Here is a 19,895-nt window from a genome sequence, read left to right as displayed (position 1 = left end):
GTGCAGCGCGGTGCCAGGAGGGGGCCGTGCGGTAAGGAATCCGTGCTGCCAGGCACCGGGCCACCGGTGCCTCCTGTGGGTCCGTCGAAAAAGGAGTGGTGATATGGCTGTCGAGCAACAGGGCGTGCACCGGGCACCGGTGATCGATAAAGAACCCGATGCCACGGGGGCCTACTGGTCCAACCGGCCCGAGAACACACTGCCGCCGCCGGACATGATGGGCGCCTACATGCGTAATCGCCCGGTCGCACCGGCCGGCGTGGCAAACCGCAAGGCGTGGATCATCGGCACCGGTATTGCCGGCCTGGCCGCGGCGTTCTATCTGATCCGCGATGGCGGCATGCCGGCGGCGAACATCACCCTGATCGACAGCCTGGACATCGAAGGCGGTTCGCTCGATGGGGCCGGCGACCCCGAGCAGGGCTACCTGGTTCGCGGCGGCCGCGAGATGAACTGGAACTACGACAATTTCTGGGACATGTTCCAGGACGTGCCGGCGCTGGAACTGCCTGCCGGCTACAGCGTGCTGGACGAGTACCGGGTGGTGAACGACGACGACCCGAACTACTCCAAGGCCCGGCTGATGCACCAGCAGGGGAAGATCCAGGACTTCTCCACGTTCGGGCTGAGCAAGCCGCAGCAGTGGGAACTGGTCAAGCTGCTGCTCAAGCGCAAGGAAGACCTCGACGATGTGACCATCGAGGACTACTTCAGCGAGGGCTTCCTGCAGAGTAATTTCTGGTTCTTCTGGCGTTCGATGTTCGCCTTCGAGAACTGGCAGAGCCTGCTGGAAATGAAGCTGTACATGCACCGCTTCCTGGACGCCATCGACGGCTTGAACGACATGTCCGCGCTGGTGTTCCCGAAATACAACCAGTACGAGAGTTTCGTCAAACCGCTGGTGAAGATGCTGCGCGAGCAGGGGGTGCAGGTCACCTTCGGTACCCGCGTGTACGATCTGGACATGCGCGTGGCAGGCGATACCCGCACCGTCACCGGCTTGCGCTGCCGTGTGGCGGGCAACGATACGCTGCTGCCGGTGGCCGAGGGCGACCTGGTGTTCGCGCTGACCGGCTCGATGACCGAGGGCACCGCCTATGGCGACATGGACACGGTGCCGGTACTGCAGCGTCCGCGCGAAACACCGGGGCAGGACAGTGACTGGGCACTGTGGCGCAACCTCGCCGCACAGTCGCCGATCTTCGGCAAACCGGAGAAATTCCACGGTGACATCGACCGCTCGATGTGGGAGTCGGCCACGCTGACCTGCCGCCCCTCGCCACTGGTGGACAAGATCAAGGAACTCTCGGTCAACGACCCGTATTCGGGCAGGACCGTGACCGGTGGCGTGATCACCTTCACCGACTCCGCCTGGGTGCTGAGCTTCACCGTCAACCGCCAGCCGCACTTCCTCGACCAGCCCAAGGATGTGCTGGTGGTGTGGGTGTATGCGCTGCTGATGGACCAGAACGGCAACCACGTGGCCAAGCCGATGCCAGCCTGTACCGGCCGCGAGATCCTGGCCGAGCTGAGCTACCACCTGGGCATCGTCGATCAGCTGGATGAGATCGCCGCCAACACCAAGGTGCGCACCGCGCTGATGCCGTACATCACGGCGCAGTTCATGCCACGCGCGGCCGGCGACCGCCCGCACGTCGTGCCCAGGGGATGCACCAACCTGGGCCTGCTGGGGCAGTTCGTGGAGACCCACAACGATGTGGTGTTCACCATGGAAAGTTCGGTGCGCACCGCCCGCGTGGCGGTGTATACGCTGCTGGACCTGCCCAAGCAGGTGCCGGACCTGAGCCCGACCCAGTACGACATCCGCAACCTGATCAAGGCGGCGCGTGCGCTCAACAACAACGCACCCTTCCCGGGCGAGCGACTGCTGCGGCGGGTGCTCGACAAGACCTACTTCGCGCACATCCTGCCGCCGTTGCCGGACACCGAGCACAGCCGTACCGGCTTCCTGGAAGAGGAGGTGTCCTGGCTGGTCGGCAAGGGCGGCAGCGCGTTGAAGGATCTCTCCACGCGGCTGGAAACGCTGCGCGAGAACCTGGCCAAGCGCGGGACGTAGCCCGGCACCGCCGCCCCATGCGGATGGGGATCGGCGATACTGCAGGCTGATCGCCTGCTGAGATGCACGGACCCGCCCCACATGTCTTTTGACGCGACACCTCCAGCGGCCGAGCGCCAGGATGTCACCCGCCTGCTGCGCCGCTGGAGCGAGCAGCAGGACATCGCCGCCCGCGATCAACTGCTCGCGCTGCTGTATGCGCAGCTGCGTGGCATGGCCGTGGCGCGGCTGGGCACTGCCCGGGATGGCGTGCTGCAGCCGACCGTGCTCGTGCACGAGGCGCTGATGCGGATGATCGGTGGGGAGATCGGCTACCGCGATCGCGTGCATTTCCTATCGTTGGCGGCACTGAAGATGCGCAGCGTGCTGGTGGATCACGCACGCGCGATGACCGCTTCCAAGCGGGGCGGAGGTGCGATCAACCTGACCCTGTCGTATGCCGACCAGGAAGCCAGCCCCGATCACGATGCCTTCGAAGTATTGGCCCTGAACCGCGCGCTGGAGCAACTGGCCACCTTGGATGAGCGCGCCGCACGCACGGTGGAATGGATGTACTTCGGGGGAATGAGCCGCGAAGAGATCGCCCAGGCGCTGGATGTGTCGGTGCCCACGGTCGATCGCGATCTGCGGTTTGCCAAGGCGTGGTTGAACCGGCACCTGGCCGGGCCGGCCACGCGCGCATGACCGGCCCAGACCGCTGGCGGACGGTGCGCGGGCTGTTCGACGCGGTCTGCGACCTCCCCGAGGCGCGCTGGCGCCCGGTGCTGGGTGAGCTGTGCGATGACCCGGCCGCGATCGACGAAACGCTGCAACTGCTGCGCGCGCAGACCGCCGACCTGGGCCGGGTCGAGCATGCACTTGCCGCCGTGATGGCCGCGATGGATGATCCGGCCACGCTGGTCGGGCAACGGCTTGGCCCGTGGCGCCTGAGCCGGTTGCTGGCCGTCGGCGGCATGGGGGTGGTGTTGCTGGCCGAACGTGCCGATGCGCTGTACCGGCGCGAGGTGGCGATCAAGCTGATCCGCCGCGCCTACGACCCAGTACTGGCCACGCGGCTGGCCAGTGAAAGCCAGATCCTGGCCGACCTGCAGCACCCCCATATCGCCCGGCTGTATGACGTGGGCGTGGCCGAGGGCGGCCAGCCCTACCTGGTGATGGAATACGTGCAGGGTGAACCGCTGGACGACGCCTGTCGCACCCTGGCGCTGGATCTGGCCGCACGCCTGCGCCTGTTCGTGCAGATCTGCGGCGCGGTACAGGCCGCACATTCCCAATCCGTGGTGCACTGCGACCTCAAGCCCGGCAACGTACTGGTACGCCCCGACGGCCAGCCGGTCCTGCTGGATTTCGGCATCGCGCATCTGCTCGGTGACGCCAACGATGCCGCGGCCTTCCTCACCCCGGCCTATGCCAGTCCCGAGCGCCTGGCAGGGCGCCCGGCCAGTGTGGTGGGCGATGTCTACAGTCTGGGCGTGATGCTGGAGGCACTGCTGCAGGCCACGCCGCCGCCGGCGCGCGGCGTGCCCCCCGACCTGCTGGCGGTCGCGACCAAGGCCGCTGCTGCGGATCCGGCCGAACGTTATGCTTCTGCCGACGCACTGGCCGAGGATATTGAACGGTATCTGGCACGCCGCCCGGTGCGTGCGCGTCGGCCCAGCCGCTGGCATCGTGCGCGCCTGCTGCTGCGGCGGCAATGGCGCGCCAGTGTGATCGTCACGATGGTGGCGGTGATGGTGCTGGCCTTCGTGCTGCGCTTGAGCGAGGCGCGTCGGCAGGCCGAGCAGAATGCGGTGGCTGCCGCCGGCATCGCCGACGTGCTGGTGGCCGCCTTCGATGCGGCCGATCCCGGGCTGCGCCACGGCACGCCGATGACCGCGCGTGAGGTGCTCGATCTGGGCGCACGCCGGCTCGAGCAGGACCGCACCGTGTCGCCCGCGCTGCGCGCGCGGATGCAGGCTGCATTGGGGCGCGCCTACCAGAACCTTGGCCAACCGCAGGATGCGCAGGCCCTGCTGCGGGACAGCGTGGCGGGGCTGGTGCACACGCGCGCCGCGCCGCATGAGATCGCCGACGCCCGCGCCAGCCTGGCGGTGCAGCTGCTCAGCGCTGGGCGTGAGAAGGAGGCGCTGGGCAGTGCAGAGGACGCGTTGGGCCTGCTTGAGCAGGATGATGCCCCGGCGGTGCGGGTGAAGGCCTTGAACGCCCGGGGCCTGGCCCAGGCGCAGCTGGAGCAGCCGGCGGCGGCAGAACAATCCTTCCGCTCCGCGCTGGCGTTGAGCCGGCGTGGAAACGGTGCGCCGCTTCAGCGCGGCGGCCTGGCGGCGATGGCCAACCTCGGCGATCTGTACCGGAGCCAGGGTGAGCTGGACAAGGCCGAAGCGATCCTGCGCGAGGGTTTGGCCGAGGCATCGCGCGAGCAGGGTGTGCAGGGGGCCGAGTACCAGCGGGTCCTGCGCGCGCTGTCCTCGACGCTGCTCAACCAGGGCCGTATCGATGAAGCGCTGGCGCTGGCCGAGCGCGGCTTCGCGCTGACCCGGCAGATGTTCGGCGCAGGCAGCAGCTACACCGCCGCGGCCGAAGCCGCGCTGGCCGGACAGTATCTCGATCTTGGCCGCTACCAGGCGGCCGACCAGCACTTCCGCAACAGCCTGCAGACCAGCGCCGCGGTGGATGGCGTGGACAGCCGCGCCTACGCGGTCAAACAGTATGCCCACGGCCTGATGGAGGAAGCCCGCGGCGACTACGTGCAGGCCGAACAGAACTACCGCGCTGCGCTGGCGCGCTATCGGGCGCTGCTCGGGCCCGAGCACGCCGACACACTCGACGTGGACATGGTGCTGGCGCGGTTGCTGCTGCGGACCGACCGCACGGCCGAGGCGCAGGCACCGCTGCAGCAGGTGGCCGCCCTGTGGCGGCGCGAACTCCCGCCCGAGTCGCCGCAGCTGCTGGTGCTGCGCCTGGTCGAGATTGAATGGCTGACCCGGGCCGGACAGCATGCCGAGGCCGCCCGGGCCCTCGCCGCGTTCGGCCAGGCCCATCCGAGCCTGCCCCCGTGGCTGGGGCTGCGCCTGCAGATGCAGCAGGCACTGCTTGCCCAGCGCCGTGACGATCCCGCGGCAGTGCCGCTGTCAGCCCAGCTGGTGGACACATTCGCTGGTTTCTACGGGGCCGATTCCACGGCCACCGCCAAGTGGCGTATCCCGCTGGCCGAGGCAATGTTCGCCAACGGCGATGGGGCTGGCGCCCGCGCCCAGATCGCGCGGGCCCGGCCGCACCTGAAGGAGCTGGCGCCGACGTCGGAATTCTTGAGTCGTATCAAGGGGTTGGAACAGCGCATGGCGGATCACGAAGCGGGTCTGTCCGGGGGGCGATAGTTTTGTGATGGTCTTCACGGTTTATCGATCAGGAGGCCGATTCCGGGCCTCGTTGATCGAAGGGACACCATGTCGAACCCTCTCCATCCGGACGCCACCCGCGCTGCAGCGCATCCGCCAACAGCCTCCACCGATGCCCTGAACCCGGCTGACGCCGAACGGGACGCCACGCAGGCACGCGGCCCGTTCCGTGCCTTCCGCAAGGCCTATCGCAACGCGCGCGACTGGCATTGCTCCCGCGGGCGCGCCGCGGTCATTGCAGTGCGTTTCGCCTTGACCGGCGACAGCGGCCGCTTCCGCAGTCACGGCGGCTGGATGGTCTCGCGCATCTACACGCCACGGTGAGCTGCGGCGGACTGACCGGCCAGAACGGCCGGGTCAGTCGCTTTCGCCGAGCCGGCCTTCGGCCAGCGGTACTCGCGAGCCATCCAGCAGGCCGCGGCTGAGCGCGCCGTTCTCGATGAACAGCAGCTCGCCGTTCTCACCGTTCTTGATGCTGCTGTCGATGGCGATGATGCGGTCGCCATGGAAGCTGCTGACATGCGGCATCGAGGTGTGGCCGACCACGATGCGGGCGAGGTCGAGCTGTTTGAGCAGCGTCTCGACCTGGGCGGTATCCATGCGGCCATCGAAGTAGCCGCGGTACCAGATCGGGCTGGTCTTGCCATCGAACAGCCGGGTAGTGTCCGGTGCAGCCTTGACCTGCTCCTTGGGCAGCCCGACTGCGGCCTGGTAGCCGGCGTTGGTGGTATCCATGTTGCGCACCAGGTCCAGGTTTTCCGGTGCGATGCCGCCGTGCAGGAACAGGGTGTCCCCGATGCGCAGCAGCACCGGACGGGTGCGCAGCCACTGGCCGATCGTCGAATCCGGACCGTACAGCGCGGGGTAGGAACGGCCGAGCAGCTGCGCGGTCTTGAGGTACTTCGGGTTGACGTAGCGCAGGTCGTTGTAGAGCACCATCGTCTCGTGATTGCCGAGCACGAAGTGCACCGCACCACCGGCTGCCGCGGCCTGCTGCTGCAGGCTGTACAGCAGCCAGAATGCTTCGGTGACCTGCGGGCCGCGGTCGAATACATCGCCGGCCACCACCAGCGTGGCGTCGCCCAGCGACCAGCGGTCTTCGCTGTCGATCACGTGGTGGGCGCGCAGCAGCGTCACGAGCAGGCCGTACTGGCCGTGGATGTCCGACAGCGCGACGATCCGCGGCGTGGCCGGGAATCTGGCGATCTCCGCCGTGCGCGGCGGCAGCACGGTCAGGGGGTGTGGATAGCCGCACTCGGGGGCGACCTCGGTGGCCTCGCCGCGTGCCGGCAGCTCGCGGCGGATCACGTGGTCCTTGCACACCCAGGCCGCTTCCAGCCCCTTGGCGGTACGAAACACGTACGGTCCATCGGCATCCACATGCTCGGCCGGCGCCGCCACCTCGCGTGCCGTGGCCAGCAGCGGTGTCATCAGCAGCGCTGACTGGAGCAGCAACAGGCCAGGGCGGGTCAGGGCGCGGAGGATCGACATCGGGGGAATTCCTGTGGCGGACGGCAATGCCGCGATGCTACGCCGCACGGAGCGCGCCGGGCATGCGCCATTGGTCAGCCATGCATGCCGCAACGGGCGGATGGGCCGGCGCTGCCGTCGGCCACACAGGGTCACCCGCGCTGCAGCGCCTTTCGCCCGGGGGCATCGGGCAGGTCATCGCTGGCCAGCACTACCCGGTCCCGGCCCCGCTTCTTGGCCTGGTACATCGCCGCATCGGCGCGCGCCATCAGCCGCTCGTAGTCGGGATGACCATCATGCGCGGCCACGCCGATGCTGGTGGTCAGCGACAGGCGCTGGCCACTGGCCAGTTGCACCGGGCTCTGCGCGATGTGCTTGCGCAGGTTCTCGGCGATCACCTCGGCCTGGGCGGCGGTGGCGGCCACCAGCACCACCACGAATTCCTCACCGCCATAACGGAACAGGTAGTCGCTGCCGCGGGTAAGCTGGCCGAGCAGGGCGGCCACGTGCTGCAGGGCGCGGTCGCCGCCGTCATGGCCGTGCGCATCGTTGATCGCCTTGAAATGGTCCAGATCCAGCAGCAGCACCGAGAACGGCGTCTGCGTGGAATTGGCCAGTTCGATTTCCCGGCGCAGCACGGTCGGCAGGAAGCGACGGTTGAGCAGGTTGGTCAGTGCATCGCTGCCCGCATCGAGCTCGCCGATCCGTTCGAACAACATGCCCATCAATGTGCGGATCTGCGCCAGCCGCTCGCGGATACCCTGCAATGCCCCGAAGCGCGCCGCGAAATCGGCATGCGCAAGCGCTTCCTGCAACTGCGTATCGACCGCGGCGACCAGTGCACCGACCTGGCCGGTCTCGCTGCTCTCGCCGAAACTCGGAATGCCCTTGTGGGTGAACCACAGGCCGAACTCCGATTGCGCCAGCCCGGTGAGCTCGGCCTCGGCATTCTGGCTGGCCATCGCGTAGAGCAGCGCGTTCTCCCAGTCCAGCAGCAGGGCGCGTTGCCGTTCGCGCTCGGTGCTGACGTTCTGCACCAGCGAGAACAGGCGATACGCCGCATCGGTCCGTGAAGAGCGCTCGCGTGCATGCGTGTAGGCCAGCGTCATGCCTTCCAGGGCGATATCCATCGAGGCGCTGAGGCAGTGGATCGCCGCGAACGCGGTCGCACTGTCGTCGGCCTGCGCGATGATGCGGTCGAACAGGCGATGCTTGAGTACACGCGCGCCGCGGGCCACCAGATCCACCGGAATGCCCACACGGGCATGCACGTCACCGATCACGCGCTGTGCGGCGACCAGCGCGTTGATGCTGTCCGGCGTGGCGGTAAGGATCTGCTGCAGCCACCGCTGCATCGCCGGTTTCAGGCGCAGCCGCACCTGGTCGTGCGAGAGGAACCGGCTCGCGCGCGGGTCTTCGAGCAGCACGTCGTAGAAGTGGTGGGCCAGCCCGGGCGGGCTCTCCGTCGACAGGCTCGCCAGCAGTGTCGCCGCAGCGGCCGGCGTCTGCGCCAGTGTCTGTGCCCAGGCCAGCGCCAGCGGTTGGCTGGCCTCATCAAGATTTGGAACGTTATGCACGATTGTCTTCCCGCCACACAGGCCGTCGAGAGGTAGCGGCCGGGCGCTGGTGTTATTGAGTTGCAAACTGAACGCTGCGGTAAGTGTAATAGTCTCCGCGCGAGGCGCTGCTTACCCTGCCGGCATTGTCCAGGAGAGCTTTCATGGGTCACGACCACGACCATCTGCCCAGCGAGATCCGCCACGAAAAGCCGCTGTGGTGGGCGCTGGGGCTGACCACCACCTTCCTGCTGGTGGAGGTGGCCGGCGCGTTCTGGACCAACAGCCTGGCACTGTTGTCCGATGCCGCGCACATGGCCACCGATACGCTCGCGCTGATGGTCGCGCTGGTCGCGGTCCGGCTCAGCCGGCGCCCGCCCGATGCCAAGCGCACCTACGGCTATGCGCGGCTGGAAGCCATCGGCGCGATGATCAACGGCGGCATGCTGTTCGTGGTCGCCGGCTACATTCTGTGGGAGGCGGTGCAGCGCTTCCGCGCGCCGCAGGAGATCGCCTCCACCGGCATGCTGGTGATCGCGGTGTTCGGGCTGGTGATCAATCTCATCTCGATGCGCCTGCTGCGCGCCGGCAGCGGCGAGAGCCTCAACGTCAAAGGCGCGTACCTGGAAGTCTGGGCGGACATGCTCGGCTCGGTCGCGGTGATCCTCGGCGCGTTGCTGATCCGCTGGACCGGCTGGAAGCCGATCGATCCGATCCTGGCCGTGCTGATCGGCCTGTGGGTACTGCCGCGCACCTGGGTGTTGATGCGCGAGGCGATCAACGTGCTGCTGGAAGGCGTGCCCAAGGGCATGGATGTCGCGGCGGTACGCGGCACCCTGTGTGCCCACGATGGGGTGGTGGACGTGCACGACCTGCACGTCTGGGCGCTGGCGTCCAGCACCCCGGCACTGACCGCGCACGTGGTGATGGGCACCGGTGTGAATGCGGACCGCCTACGTCGCGAGCTGGGCACCCGGTTGCACGAGCAGTACGGCATCGACCATGTGACCCTGCAGATCGAGGCCGACCACTGCGGCGATCCCTGCAGCGTCGGCAGCCCCCGCGACCGGCACGCCGATGACCATGCGGGGCACGACCACGCGGCCCATGCGCACGACAGCCACGACAGCCACCGCGCTGCACCGGACGCGCAGGGCCATCACGGGCATCCGCATCCCTGAGGTCTACCGGCGGCCCCACGGCGGACGGGCAGGGCAGGGTTGCCGCTACAATGCGGGTCTGCCTTGCCATCTGTCGGAGATACTGCAGTGACCCGGAAACTCGTACTGTTGCGCCACGGCCAGAGCCAGTGGAACCTGGACAACCGCTTCACCGGCTGGGTGGACGTGGAACTGACCGAACAGGGCCGCCGCGAGGCTGCCGCCGCCGGCCGCCTGATGCGTGAAGAAGGGCTGCAGTTCGATGTCGCGCATACCTCGGTGCTCAAGCGCGCCATCCACACCCTGCAGGGTGCCCTGGCCGAGCTGGACCAGGACTGGCTGCCGGTCAGCAAGAGCTGGCGCTTGAACGAGCGCCATTACGGCGGGTTGCAGGGCCTGGACAAGGCCGAGACCGCCGCCAAGCACGGCGAGGACCAGGTCAAGATCTGGCGCCGCTCCTACGACATCCCGCCGCCGGCGATGGACATCGAGGACCCGGGCCACCCGATCCACGACCGCCGCTATGCGGGCCTGGACCGCAACGCGCTGCCGGGCACCGAATCGCTGGCCACCACGCTGGACCGCGTGTTGCCGTACTGGTTCGATGCGATCGCCCCCCAGCTCAAGGACGGCAAGACCGTACTGGTCACCGCGCACGGCAATTCGCTGCGCGCGCTGTACAAGTACCTCAACAATGTTTCGCAGGAAGCGATCCTGGAGCTCAACATCCCGACCGGCATCCCGCTGCTGTTCGAACTCAACGACGACCTGACGGTGCAGTCGTTCCGCTACCTGGGCGACCCGGAAGCGGCACGCAAGGCCGCCGAGGCCGTGGCGAACCAGGGTAAAGCGAAGTAAGAGCGAAAGGCCGGCAAATGCCGGCCTTTCGTTTTGTTCGCCCTTTGATATCGGGCGCTCCACCACAGGTTCGCTCCCTGTGTTCCGGTGGGGCTTCACGGTTCTCGTGGCATCAGTGCAACAATAAACTCTGTGCCAATGGGGAGGGCATCCCGATAATCAGCTTTGATTGCGGAGACGTTCTTGCTGGTGTTGTGCCATGGGTCCATCCAGCCTTGGGGCGTCATCAGCAAATAGTGATCAGATTGGTAGGGCGCTTCGCCTCGGATGCAGACGATCGATCCTACTGGGAACTGCGCAGGTCTACGCCAATCTGCGATGTACCAGAGATCGTGGTCTGCAAGGGACCAGATGATTTCATGAACATCTAGTCCAAGCGGCGCTTCGTCCAGTTTCCCGTCCTTATGGTGCTCAAGCCGTTTGAGGGCTGCGTCGTACTCAATTCCAAGAAGAGAAGCCACGCAAGCGACGCCGCATCCCCACTCATTCTCTTGTTTTACAAGCCTGTATTTATTCATTGCACCTCACATTTTTCACGATTTCTCACCATAGAGCTCCTGCTGCTCTACGAGCAAGGCGTCTCGTCGCTCCCGGTGTGTGACCTTTGGCCGGTCCGCACCGGCCCCTCCCGCGCTACGCTGCCCGATTGCCCGTGGTCCGGGTGATGCATCCATCTGTAGCCGGAGAGTCGAATGAAGTTTTCCAAGCTGGTCCCGCTGGGTCTGACCGCCGCCATCGCCGTGTCGCTGGCCTCCTGTGGCAAGACCGATACCGCGCCTGCCGCCACCGCCGATGCCACGCCGGCGTTTGATCAGTCGCAGATCAAGACCGCGCTGATCTCGCTCAACACTGCCGATCTGGACACCGCCATCGCCGCCTGTACCGACCTCAACGGGTTCGTGAACAGCAAGTGGCTCAAGGCCAACCCGGTCCCGAACGACCAGACCACCTGGGGCAGCTTCGAAATCCTGCGCGAGCGCTCGCTGGAAGTGCAGCACGCGCTGGTCCAGCAGGCCGCCGCCAGCCAGGCCAAGGCCGGCACGGTGGAAGCCAAGATCGGCGATATCTGGAAGACCGGCTCGGATGAAGCCAAGATCGAGGCGGCTGGCATCACCCCGCTGCAGCCGCAGCTGGACAAGATCGCCGCGCTGAACGACACCGCCGCGATCACCCAGTACCTGCGCGACAGCCAGGCGGTGGGCCAGGGCGTGCTGTTCTCGCTGTTCGCCAATGCCGATTACAAAGATTCGGCCAACGTCATCGCCTATGTCGGCCAGGGCGGCCTCGGCCTGCCGGAGAAGGGCTACTACTTCGACGATTCGCAGGCCAAGATCCGCGACGCGTACGTTGCCTACATCGCCCAGGTGCTGACCCTGTCCGGCGTCGATGCCGAGCAGGCCAAGTCCCAGGCCAAGGCCGTGATGGAGTTCGAAACGCGGCTGGCCCAGGCCTCGATGTCGCGCATCGAAATGCGTGACCCGGCCAAGCGTTACAACCCGGTCAGCGCTGCTGATGCGGACAAGCTGACCCCGAACTTCAGCTGGACGGCCCTGTTCGATACCCTGAAGGTGCCGGCCGCGCAGAAGTTCTCGATGGCCCAGCCGGGCTTCTTCGGCGAAGTGGACAAGATGCTGGCCGACGTGCCGGCCGCCACCTGGCAGGCCTACCTGCGCTTCCACACCATCGATGACGCTTCGCCGTACCTGAGCAGCGCCTTCGAAAAGGCCAACTTCGATTTCTACAGCACCACCCTGCGTGGCCAGAAGGAAATGCAGCCGCGCTGGAAGCGCGTGCTGGAGTCGGTCAACGGCGCCATCGGTGAAGGCCTGGGCCAGATGTATGTCGACGCCGTGTTCCCGGCCGACTCCAAGGTGCAGATGCAGCACCTGGTGGAGAACCTCTCGGTGGCGCTGAAGGCGCGCCTGGAGAAGCTGGAGTGGATGAGCGAAGACACCCGCAAGAAGGCACTGGAGAAGTGGGCCAGCTTCACCCCGAAGATCGGCTACCCGGACAAGTGGCGTGACTGGTCGGGCCTGGAAACCAACGGCGACAGCTACCTGGGCAACATGCAGGCCGCGCGCACGTTCAACTACCGCTTCATGCTCAACAAGATCGGCAAGCCGGTCGACAAGACCGAGTGGGGCATGACCCCGCAGACCGTCAACGCCTACTACAACGCCACCAAGAACGAGATCGTCTTCCCGGCGGCGATCCTGCAAGCGCCGTTCTTCGACGCCAAGGCCGATCCGGCGCTGAACTACGGCGGCATCGGCGCGGTCATCGGCCACGAAATGATGCACGGCTATGACGACTCGGGCAGCCAGTTCGCCGCCAACGGCAACTTCGACAACTGGTGGACCGACAGCGACCGTGCGGCCTTCACCCAGCGGACCGACCAGCTGGTCGCGCAGTTCGACGGCTATGAGTCGCTGCCGGGCGTGAACGTGAAGGGCAAGCTGACCTTGGGCGAGAACATCGGCGACCTCGGTGGCCTGACCGTGGCCTACGACGCGCTGCAGATGGCGCTGAAGGAAGACCCGAAGGCCAACGTAGCGGTGGACGGCCACACGCAGGACCAGCGCTTCTTCATGAACTGGGCCACCGTGTGGCGCCGCAACTTCAACGAAGGCGAGTTGCGCGTGCGCCTGAACACCGATCCGCACGCTCCGGCCAACTTCCGTGCCAATGGCGCGCCCTCGAACATGCCCGCGTACGCGCAGGCGTTCGAGTGCAAGGCCGGCGATGCGATGGTGCGGGCCGACGACAAGCGCGTTGTGATCTGGTGATCGCACGCGGTTGAGTGACATGAAAAACCCGGCGAACGCCGGGTTTTTCTTTTCCAGCACGCTCGCGGCAAACCCAAGCGGAGACTACGTAGCGGAGGCCATCATCCGGGTGAACAGGCCGAACACCTCCGGGTCGACCAGGCCACCCTGCTGCTCGGCGAGGATGCCCATCGCCTTGGCATGCGGCATCGGGCCGCGGTACGGGCGGGTGGTGGTCATGGCGTCGTACCCATCGACGATGGTGAGCACGCGTGCGCCCAGCGGAATGTCGCTGCCTTTCAGGCCATCCGGATAACCACTGCCATCGAAGGCCTCGTGATGGCTGCGGATCAACCGCGCCACCTCGGCGGCATCACTGCGCCCGGTGGTGGCGAAGATACGCTCACCACGTTCGGGGTGGGTGCGCATGATCGCGCGCTGAGCGTCGTCCAGGCGCGCGGGATACAACAGCACGTTGTCCGGAATGCCGATCTTGCCGATGTCATGGAAGCGCGCGGCCAGCGCCAGATGCGCGCGCTGCGTGTCGTCCAGATCGCACAGGCGCCCCAGCTGATCGCCGAGCAGGCCGACCCGGTCGCAGTGGAAACGGGTGTACTGGTCGCGCATCTGCAACGACATCGACAGCGCATCGATGGAGCAGACCTGCGAAGGGGCATCGTCGAACATGGGGGCGGTCACGTGGGGTCGGATGGCCGGCCGTCAGTGCCGGGGTCGGGCAGGCCGCCACGTGGCGCCTGCCCCTTGAACGATAGCGCCTGGCGACCGACGCCAGGCGTGAAATCAGCGCGGGGAGAGGGTCAGCAACAGGGCCTTGGCGGCGCTGAAGCGGTCTTCCGGCAGCGGCAACGGGTGCTTGATGCGCAGCTTGTCCGGCCCGTCCATCGCGTACAGCTTGGGCTGCTTCTGGATCAGCTGGATCACCGCCATGGGGTCGATCTCCGGCTTGGGATTGAACACGATGCGGCCGCCGTTCTCGCCCAGCTCCAGCTTGCGGATGCCCAGCACATTGGCCTGCAGCTTGAGCTCGGCGATCGCGAACAGATGCTTGGCCGGGTCCGGCAGCAGGCCGAAGCGGTCGATCATCTCCACCTGCAGTTCGCGCAGCTCAGCGCTGTCACGCGCGCTGCTGATGCGCTTGTACAGGGTCAGGCGGGTATGCACGTCGGGCAGGTAGTCGTCCGGGATCAAGGCCGGCACATGCAGTTCGACCTCGGCACCGCGCGCCTCTTCGCCCGCATCCAGGTCCGGCAGTTTGCCCAGGCGGATGCTGCGCACCGCGCGTTCGAGCAGCTCGGTGTACAGGCTGAAGCCGACCTCGGCCATCTGGCCGCTCTGGTCCTCGCCAAGCAGCTCGCCGGCACCGCGGATTTCCAGATCGTGGGTGGCCAGGGTGAAGCCGGCCCCGAGTTCGTCCATCGAGGCGATGGCCTCCAGACGCTTCTCGGCATCGGGCGTCATCGCGCGCTTGTCCGGCACCACCAGGTAGGCGTACGCCCGGTGGTGCGAGCGACCCACGCGGCCACGCAGCTGGTGCAGCTGGGCCAGGCCGAAGCGGTCGGCGCGGTTGATAATGATGGTATTGGCGTTGGGGATGTCGATGCCCGATTCGATGATCGTGGTCGACAGCAGCACGTTGAAGCGCTGCTTCTGGAAGTCCAGCATCACCCGCTCCAGCTCGCGCTCGGGCATCTGCCCATGGGCGATGCCGATACGTGCTTCGGGTACCAGCTCGGCCAGCTCGCGCTGCATGCGGCCGATGCTCTCCACGTCGTTGTGCAGGAAGTACAGCTGGCCACCACGCGCCAGTTCGCGCTGGAAGGCTTCGCGCAGCAGCGCGTTGTCCCAGGCGGTGATGAAGGTCTTGACCGCCAGCCGGTTCGGCGGCGGGGTGGCGATGATCGACAGATCACGCAGCCCGGCCATGGCCATGTTGAGCGTGCGGGGAATCGGCGTGGCGGTCAGGGTCAACAGGTGCACGTTGGCGCGCATCGCCTTGAGCGCTTCCTTCTGGCGCACACCGAAGCGCTGTTCCTCATCGACCACGACTAGACCGAGGTCCTTGAACTTCACGTCCGGCTGCAGCAGGCGATGGGTACCGATGATGACGTCGATGGTGCCGGCGGCGACCTTCTCCAGTTCGGCCTTGATCTCCTTGGTGGATTTGAAGCGCGACAGCACCTCCACCCTGAGCGGCCAATCGGCGAAGCGATCGCGGAAATTGCGGTAATGCTGTTCGGCCAGCAGGGTGGTCGGCACCAGCACGGCGACCTGCTTGCCGGCGCTGGCGGCGGCGAACGCGGCGCGCACGGCGACCTCGGTCTTGCCGAAGCCGACGTCACCGCAGACCACACGGTCCATCGGCTGGCTGCTGGCCAGATCACGCAGGGTCGCGTCGATCGCGGCCAGCTGATCAGGGGTTTCCTCGAACGGGAACCCGGCCGCGAACGGCTCGTACATCGCGCGGTCCACGTGCAGCGCCAGGCCGGCACGGGCACGGCGACGCGCCTGGATTTCCAGCAGCTCGGCGGCGACGTCGCGGACCTTTTCGGCCGCCTTGCGCTTGGCCTTGGTCCACTGCTCGCCACCGAGCGAATGCAGCGGCGCGGTTTCCGGCGAGGCGCCCGAATAGCGGCTGATCAGGTGCAGCTGGGCAACCGGCACATACAGGCGGTCGCCCTTGGCGTATTCGATTTCCAGGAACTCGCCGGGCATGCCGCCGGCATCGAGCACGATCAGGCCGCGGTAGCGACCGACACCGTGGTCTTCATGCACGATCGGCGAACCTTCGCTGAGCTCGCCGAGGTCGCGGATGATCGCTTCCGGCTCGCGCCCGGCCCGGCGGCTGCGGCGCTGCTGGCCGGCGCGTTCGGGGAACAGCTGACGTTCGGTCAGCACCGCGATCGGCGGGCTTTCCAGCGCGAAACCGTCTTCCAACGGCGCCACGGTGATGCCGAAGCGCACGCTGTCGTCGGCCAGGAAGCCAGGCAGATCGGCGACCACCGGCGGCTTCAGCTCAGCGGCGAGCAGCACTTCCAGCAGGGCTTCGCGGCGGCCGGCGGAATCGGCGGCGATCAGCACCCGGCCCGGGTAATGACCGATGAAGGATTTCAGTGCCTCGGCAGCCGGCGCATCGCGGGCGGCCACCGGCAGTGGCGGCAGTGGCTGGTCGCCCAGCGGCTGTGCATCGCCGATGCGGTCGTGATCCAGCGGCCAGACTTCGACGCGGGCCAGGCCGTTGAGCGTGGCGCGCAGTTGTTCGGGGCTGGCGTACAGCTCTTCCGGCGCCAGCAGCGGGCGCTCGACATCATGACGGCGCTGCTCGTAGCGGTTCTGCGTCTGCGCCCAGAAGGCGGCTGCAGCATCGAACACGTTCGGCGCCAGCACCGGCAGCACGTTGGGCTGCAGGTAATCGAGCAGGGTCGCGGTCTTGTCGAAGAACAGCGGCAGGTAGTACTCGATGCCGGCCGGCGCGATACCGGCCTTGAGATCCTGGTAAAGCGCGCTGCGCCGGGTATCCACATCGAAGCGCTCGCGCAGCGTGTTGAGCACGCGCGAGACGCTGAGATCATCCAGCGGCACTTCACGGCCGGGCAGCATGTGCACCGCCTCGACCTTGTCCAGCGAGCGCTGGGACTCCGGATCGAAGGCGCGGATCGAATCGATATCCTCGTCGAGCAGTTCTACCCGCAGCGGCGCCTCGGCTCCCATCGGGTAGACGTCGAGCAGGCCGCCACGCACGGCGAAATCACCCGGGTCCATCACCTGCGGCACGTTGCGGTAGCCGGCCGATTCCAGGCGGCGCTTTTCCGCGTCCAGATCCAGGCGCTGGCCGACCGTCAGGTCGAAGCTGCCGCCGATGACGTATTTGAGTGGTGCCAACTGCTGCAGCAGCGTCTGCACCGGCACCACCACGATGCCGCGCTTGAGCGCAGGCAGGGCATGCAGCGCGGCCAGCCGCTGGGAAATGATGTCCGGGTGCGGGCTGAAGGCGTCGTAGGGCAGGGTTTCCCAGTCCGGGAAGGCCACGATCGGCACGTCGCCGGCACTGCCGAGCAGGGTGTGCAGATCGGCTTCGATCTGGTTCGCGCCATGGTTGTCGCGCGCGACCACCAGCAACGGCCCGTCGTGCGACTGCGCCGCGCGGGCGATGTACCACGCCAGCGCTGTGGCCGAAGCGGGAGCGCGCCACCAGGCGCGGAGCTGTCCAGGACGTGGCAGCGGCGGAACGGGATAGGAAGTGCGTGACATGAACCGTCGATTTTAGCAGACCGCAGCCTGGCGGCCGCGTCATCCGGCGGCGGCCGGGCAGCGCCCGGCCGCCCGTCATCAGCTGTCGAGTTCAAGCACCATGCGCACCAGGCCCGGCGTACCGTTCGGGTGCGGGATCGGCTGGAAGCCCAGCGAGGCGGCCAGCTGCTTCATCGGCTCGTTCTCTTCGGCAACATCGCCGTACAGACGATCCAGGTACTTGCCGCGCGCCCACTTGACCAGCTTGCGCATCAATTGCCGGCCCAGGCCCTGGCCGACCAGGAAGCGGCTGACCAGGATCGCGTACTCGGCCTCGCGGGTGCCGGGGATGATCGAGGCACGCGCGACCGCACCCACCACGGCTTCACCGGCAGGCAGCGACTCGGCTGCGACCAGGGTGATTTCGCTCTTGGGATTGGGATGGGTCAGGCGCTGCGTCGTTTCCGGCGACAGTTCGGTCACCGACTGCAGGAAGCGGTCGCGGATTTCTTCGGGACCGAACAGACTGAAGGCGGCATGCAGCGGCGGGCCGTCTTCCGGCCGGATGGGGCGGATCAGCAGCTCGTGGCCACTGGGTGCCTTGAAAATCTCGTGCCAGGGCGGCATGCGGTTACGGGTAGCCATACCGGTGATTCCTTGGTGGTCTTCGGATTCTCGCATCCCGGGGGCAGCGTTCCGTGAACGGATCACTCACGCCGCGCCGGACGGGAGGCGCCGGCCAGGCCGGGGTTCCGGCCTGGATTCAGGGGGTCATTCGGCCTGCTTGAGCCACTGCAGGCGGGTCGAGGCGCCGGCCTCGCCCAGGTGCTGCTTGAGCGCCGGCATGGCCGGGGCCAGGACCTGGTCGAACTGCCACGGCGGGTTCAGCAGCAGCATGCCGCTGCCGTTGAGCCGCAGCGGGGAGTCGTCCGGGCGGATCAGCAGCTCGGCCGTCAGTACCGATTTCACCGGCAGGGCACACGCCTTGCGCAGGAAGTGCAGGATGGTCCGGCGCTGCTTGATCGGGAACCAGATCGCAAAGCTGGCCTGCGGCCAACGGCCCAGGATCTCGGTCACCGAGGCCAGGATGGCCTGGTATTCGGCGTCCTGCCCCTCGTAGGGCGGGTCGATCAGGACCAGCCCACGGCCGATCTTCACGCCGTTGGCCTTGGGCGGCAGCAGCTTCCTGTTCTGGGCATAGCCATCGGCGTGATACACGGCCACCCGGCTGTCATGGGCGAACAGTGCCTTCAGCGCCGTGGCTTCGGCATCCTGCACTTCGCACACGGCCATGCGGTCCTGCTCGCGCAGGGTCTGGGCGGTCAGCAGCGGCGAGCCGGGGTAGCTGATCATCGCCCCGACCGGGTTGTCGGCCTGGACCGCCTTGAGGTAGCGCTCCACCACCGCGGGCAGCTGCGGCTGGGCCATCAGGCGCATCACGCCGTCTTCGGCCTCCAGCGTCTTGCGGCTTTCCTCGCTGGCCAGCAGGTAGCGGCCAGCGCCGCCGTGGGTGTCCAGCACGAAGAACGGGCTGTCCTTGCGCTTGAAGGTGTCGAGCAGGGCAAGCTGCACGATGTGCTTGAGCACGTCGGCATGGTTGCCGGCATGGAAGGCGTGGCGGTAATTCATCGGCGCAGTGTACGGGGCGGCGGGCCCAGCGGCTATGCTGCGCGCATGAGCCACCCCCTGCACAACGTCCTGGTGGTCGAGGACGAAACCGCCATCGCCGATACCGTTCTGTATGCACTGCGCAGTGAAGGCTACGGCGCCCAGCATTGCCTGCTCGGCGGTGAGGCGCTGGCCCGGCTGCGCCAGCACGCCTTCGATGTGGTGGTGCTGGATGTGGGCCTGCCGGACATGAGCGGCTTCGAGGTCTGTCGCACGCTGCGCACCTTCAGCGAGGTGCCGGTGATCTTCCTGACCGCCCGCAATGACGAGTTCGACCGGGTGCTCGGCCTGGAGCTGGGGGCGGACGACTATATGGCCAAACCCTTCTCGCCGCGCGAGCTGGTGGCGCGGGTGCGCGCGCGCCTGCGCCGGTCCGCGGCCCCTGCCGACACCACCGGCTGGCAGCAGCTCGGGCGCTTCTCGATCGACCGCGAGGGCAGCCGGATCCGCTTCGGTGACCAGCCGCTGGACCTGACCCGCTACGAATACGCGCTGATGGCGGCCCTGCTGCAGCGCCCCGGCGCGATCCTCAGCCGCGCCCAGCTGATGGACCGCGGCTGGGACAGTGACGCCGACAGCGCCGACCGCACCGTCGATACCCACGTCAAAACCCTGCGCGCCAAGCTGCGTGCCGCCGGTGCCGAGACCGACCCGATCCGTACCCACCGTGGCCTGGGCTACGCACTGGAGGTGTAGGC

General features: G+C 67.2%; 15 protein-coding genes. 8 read left to right on the top strand and 7 right to left on the bottom strand.

The genetic code is table 11. The features are described 5' to 3' along the window. Nucleotides 1-103 precede the first annotated feature (103 nt). From AC06E9_RS15155 to AC06E9_RS15140, 4 genes are all read left to right on the top strand, one after another. Nucleotides 104-2,077, top strand: coding sequence for an oleate hydratase (locus AC06E9_RS15155; protein ID WP_478056339.1), 1,974 nt, complete (start codon nucleotides 104-106; stop codon nucleotides 2,075-2,077). Nucleotides 2,078-2,158: 81 nt separating this feature from the next. Then, nucleotides 2,159-2,761, top strand: coding sequence for an ECF-type sigma factor (locus AC06E9_RS15150; protein WP_121041365.1), 603 nt, complete (start codon nucleotides 2,159-2,161; stop codon nucleotides 2,759-2,761). Next, nucleotides 2,758-5,451, top strand: a complete 2,694-nt coding sequence (locus tag AC06E9_RS15145; RefSeq protein ID WP_461770857.1) for a serine/threonine-protein kinase — start codon at nucleotides 2,758-2,760, stop codon at nucleotides 5,449-5,451. The genes AC06E9_RS15150 and AC06E9_RS15145 overlap by 4 nt, the downstream gene beginning before the upstream one ends. 69 nt (nucleotides 5,452-5,520) lie before the next feature. After that, nucleotides 5,521-5,796, top strand: a complete 276-nt coding sequence (locus tag AC06E9_RS15140; RefSeq protein ID WP_121041369.1) for a hypothetical protein — start codon at nucleotides 5,521-5,523, stop codon at nucleotides 5,794-5,796. A gap of 33 nt (nucleotides 5,797-5,829) precedes the next feature. Here the strand turns inward: AC06E9_RS15140 and AC06E9_RS15135 are convergent, their stop codons facing one another. Beyond that, on the bottom strand, nucleotides 5,830-6,963 hold the full coding sequence (locus AC06E9_RS15135) for a metallophosphoesterase (RefSeq protein ID WP_478056338.1): 1,134 nt from the start codon (nucleotides 6,961-6,963) through the stop codon (nucleotides 5,830-5,832). A 131-nt stretch (nucleotides 6,964-7,094) separates the two neighbouring features. Then, the gene (locus AC06E9_RS15130; RefSeq protein WP_478056337.1) at nucleotides 7,095-8,519 is read right to left on the bottom strand and encodes a diguanylate cyclase; all 1,425 of its coding nucleotides are present in this window, start codon (nucleotides 8,517-8,519) and stop codon (nucleotides 7,095-7,097) included. A gap of 143 nt (nucleotides 8,520-8,662) precedes the next feature. Here AC06E9_RS15130 and AC06E9_RS15125 point away from each other — a divergent pair, with 143 nt between their 5' ends. Both AC06E9_RS15125 and gpmA read left to right on the top strand, forming a co-directional pair. After that, nucleotides 8,663-9,679 carry a cation diffusion facilitator family transporter gene (locus AC06E9_RS15125; protein WP_282263624.1) on the top strand — a complete coding sequence of 339 codons (1,017 nt, stop codon included), beginning with the start codon at nucleotides 8,663-8,665 and terminating at the stop codon, nucleotides 9,677-9,679. 87 nt (nucleotides 9,680-9,766) lie between these two features. Next, nucleotides 9,767-10,516 carry a 2,3-diphosphoglycerate-dependent phosphoglycerate mutase gene (gpmA, locus tag AC06E9_RS15120; RefSeq protein ID WP_038689579.1) on the top strand — a complete coding sequence of 250 codons (750 nt, stop codon included), beginning with the start codon at nucleotides 9,767-9,769 and terminating at the stop codon, nucleotides 10,514-10,516. A 95-nt stretch (nucleotides 10,517-10,611) separates the two neighbouring features. Here the strand turns inward: gpmA and AC06E9_RS15115 are convergent, their stop codons facing one another. Beyond that, nucleotides 10,612-11,034, bottom strand: a complete 423-nt coding sequence (locus AC06E9_RS15115) for a hypothetical protein (protein WP_147433893.1) — start codon at nucleotides 11,032-11,034, stop codon at nucleotides 10,612-10,614. A 174-nt stretch (nucleotides 11,035-11,208) separates the two neighbouring features. Between AC06E9_RS15115 and AC06E9_RS15110 the strand changes: the two genes are divergently transcribed. After that, a complete protein-coding gene (locus AC06E9_RS15110) occupies nucleotides 11,209-13,302 on the top strand; it encodes a M13 family metallopeptidase (protein WP_478056336.1) in 2,094 nt (697 codons plus the stop codon). Between the two features lie 84 nt (nucleotides 13,303-13,386). Here AC06E9_RS15110 and AC06E9_RS15105 read toward each other — a convergent pair whose 3' ends face one another. From AC06E9_RS15105 to AC06E9_RS15090, 4 genes are all read right to left on the bottom strand, one after another. Next, nucleotides 13,387-13,968, bottom strand: a complete 582-nt coding sequence (locus tag AC06E9_RS15105) for an HD-GYP domain-containing protein (RefSeq protein ID WP_478056335.1) — start codon at nucleotides 13,966-13,968, stop codon at nucleotides 13,387-13,389. A gap of 114 nt (nucleotides 13,969-14,082) precedes the next feature. Continuing rightward, nucleotides 14,083-17,550, bottom strand: coding sequence for a transcription-repair coupling factor (mfd, locus tag AC06E9_RS15100; protein ID WP_461770862.1), 3,468 nt, complete (start codon nucleotides 17,548-17,550; stop codon nucleotides 14,083-14,085). A gap of 78 nt (nucleotides 17,551-17,628) precedes the next feature. After that, a complete protein-coding gene (locus AC06E9_RS15095) occupies nucleotides 17,629-18,174 on the bottom strand; it encodes a GNAT family N-acetyltransferase (RefSeq protein WP_019184458.1) in 546 nt (181 codons plus the stop codon). Nucleotides 18,175-18,300: 126 nt separating this feature from the next. Further along, nucleotides 18,301-19,158 (bottom strand): 23S rRNA (adenine(2030)-N(6))-methyltransferase RlmJ, encoded by an 858-nt coding sequence (locus tag AC06E9_RS15090; RefSeq protein WP_121041383.1) that lies wholly within the window; start codon nucleotides 19,156-19,158, stop codon nucleotides 18,301-18,303. A gap of 45 nt (nucleotides 19,159-19,203) precedes the next feature. On the opposite strand from AC06E9_RS15090, the gene creB reads away from it, so the two are divergent. After that, entirely contained in the window at nucleotides 19,204-19,893 is a 690-nt protein-coding gene (creB, locus tag AC06E9_RS15085) for a two-component system response regulator CreB (RefSeq protein ID WP_121041385.1), read from the top strand. Nucleotides 19,894-19,895: the final 2 nt, after the last annotated feature.

This window comes from Stenotrophomonas sp. Steno-Z10-BAI (genome assembly GCF_056393115.1).
The sequence above is the reverse complement of the archived record's forward strand: the minus strand, read 5'-3'. Positions and strand labels throughout refer to the sequence as shown.

Bases quoted from the DNA above. Each gene is read 5' to 3' on its own strand.
- AC06E9_RS15155 (WP_478056339.1), top strand. From the start codon at position 104: ATGGCTGTCGAGCAACAGGGCGTGCACCGGGCACCGGTGATCGATAAA.
- AC06E9_RS15150 (WP_121041365.1), top strand. From the start codon at position 2,159: ATGTCTTTTGACGCGACACCTCCAGCGGCCGAGCGCCAGGATGTCACC.
- AC06E9_RS15145 (WP_461770857.1), top strand. From the start codon at position 2,758: ATGACCGGCCCAGACCGCTGGCGGACGGTGCGCGGGCTGTTCGACGCG.
- AC06E9_RS15140 (WP_121041369.1), top strand. From the start codon at position 5,521: ATGTCGAACCCTCTCCATCCGGACGCCACCCGCGCTGCAGCGCATCCG.
- AC06E9_RS15135 (WP_478056338.1), bottom strand. From the start codon at position 6,963: ATGTCGATCCTCCGCGCCCTGACCCGCCCTGGCCTGTTGCTGCTCCAG.
- AC06E9_RS15125 (WP_282263624.1), top strand. From the start codon at position 8,663: ATGGGTCACGACCACGACCATCTGCCCAGCGAGATCCGCCACGAAAAG.
- AC06E9_RS15115 (WP_147433893.1), bottom strand. From the start codon at position 11,034: ATGAATAAATACAGGCTTGTAAAACAAGAGAATGAGTGGGGATGCGGC.
- AC06E9_RS15110 (WP_478056336.1), top strand. From the start codon at position 11,209: ATGAAGTTTTCCAAGCTGGTCCCGCTGGGTCTGACCGCCGCCATCGCC.
- AC06E9_RS15105 (WP_478056335.1), bottom strand. From the start codon at position 13,968: ATGTTCGACGATGCCCCTTCGCAGGTCTGCTCCATCGATGCGCTGTCG.
- mfd (WP_461770862.1), bottom strand. From the start codon at position 17,550: ATGTCACGCACTTCCTATCCCGTTCCGCCGCTGCCACGTCCTGGACAG.
- AC06E9_RS15095 (WP_019184458.1), bottom strand. From the start codon at position 18,174: ATGGCTACCCGTAACCGCATGCCGCCCTGGCACGAGATTTTCAAGGCA.
- AC06E9_RS15090 (WP_121041383.1), bottom strand. From the start codon at position 19,158: ATGAATTACCGCCACGCCTTCCATGCCGGCAACCATGCCGACGTGCTC.
- creB (WP_121041385.1), top strand. From the start codon at position 19,204: ATGAGCCACCCCCTGCACAACGTCCTGGTGGTCGAGGACGAAACCGCC.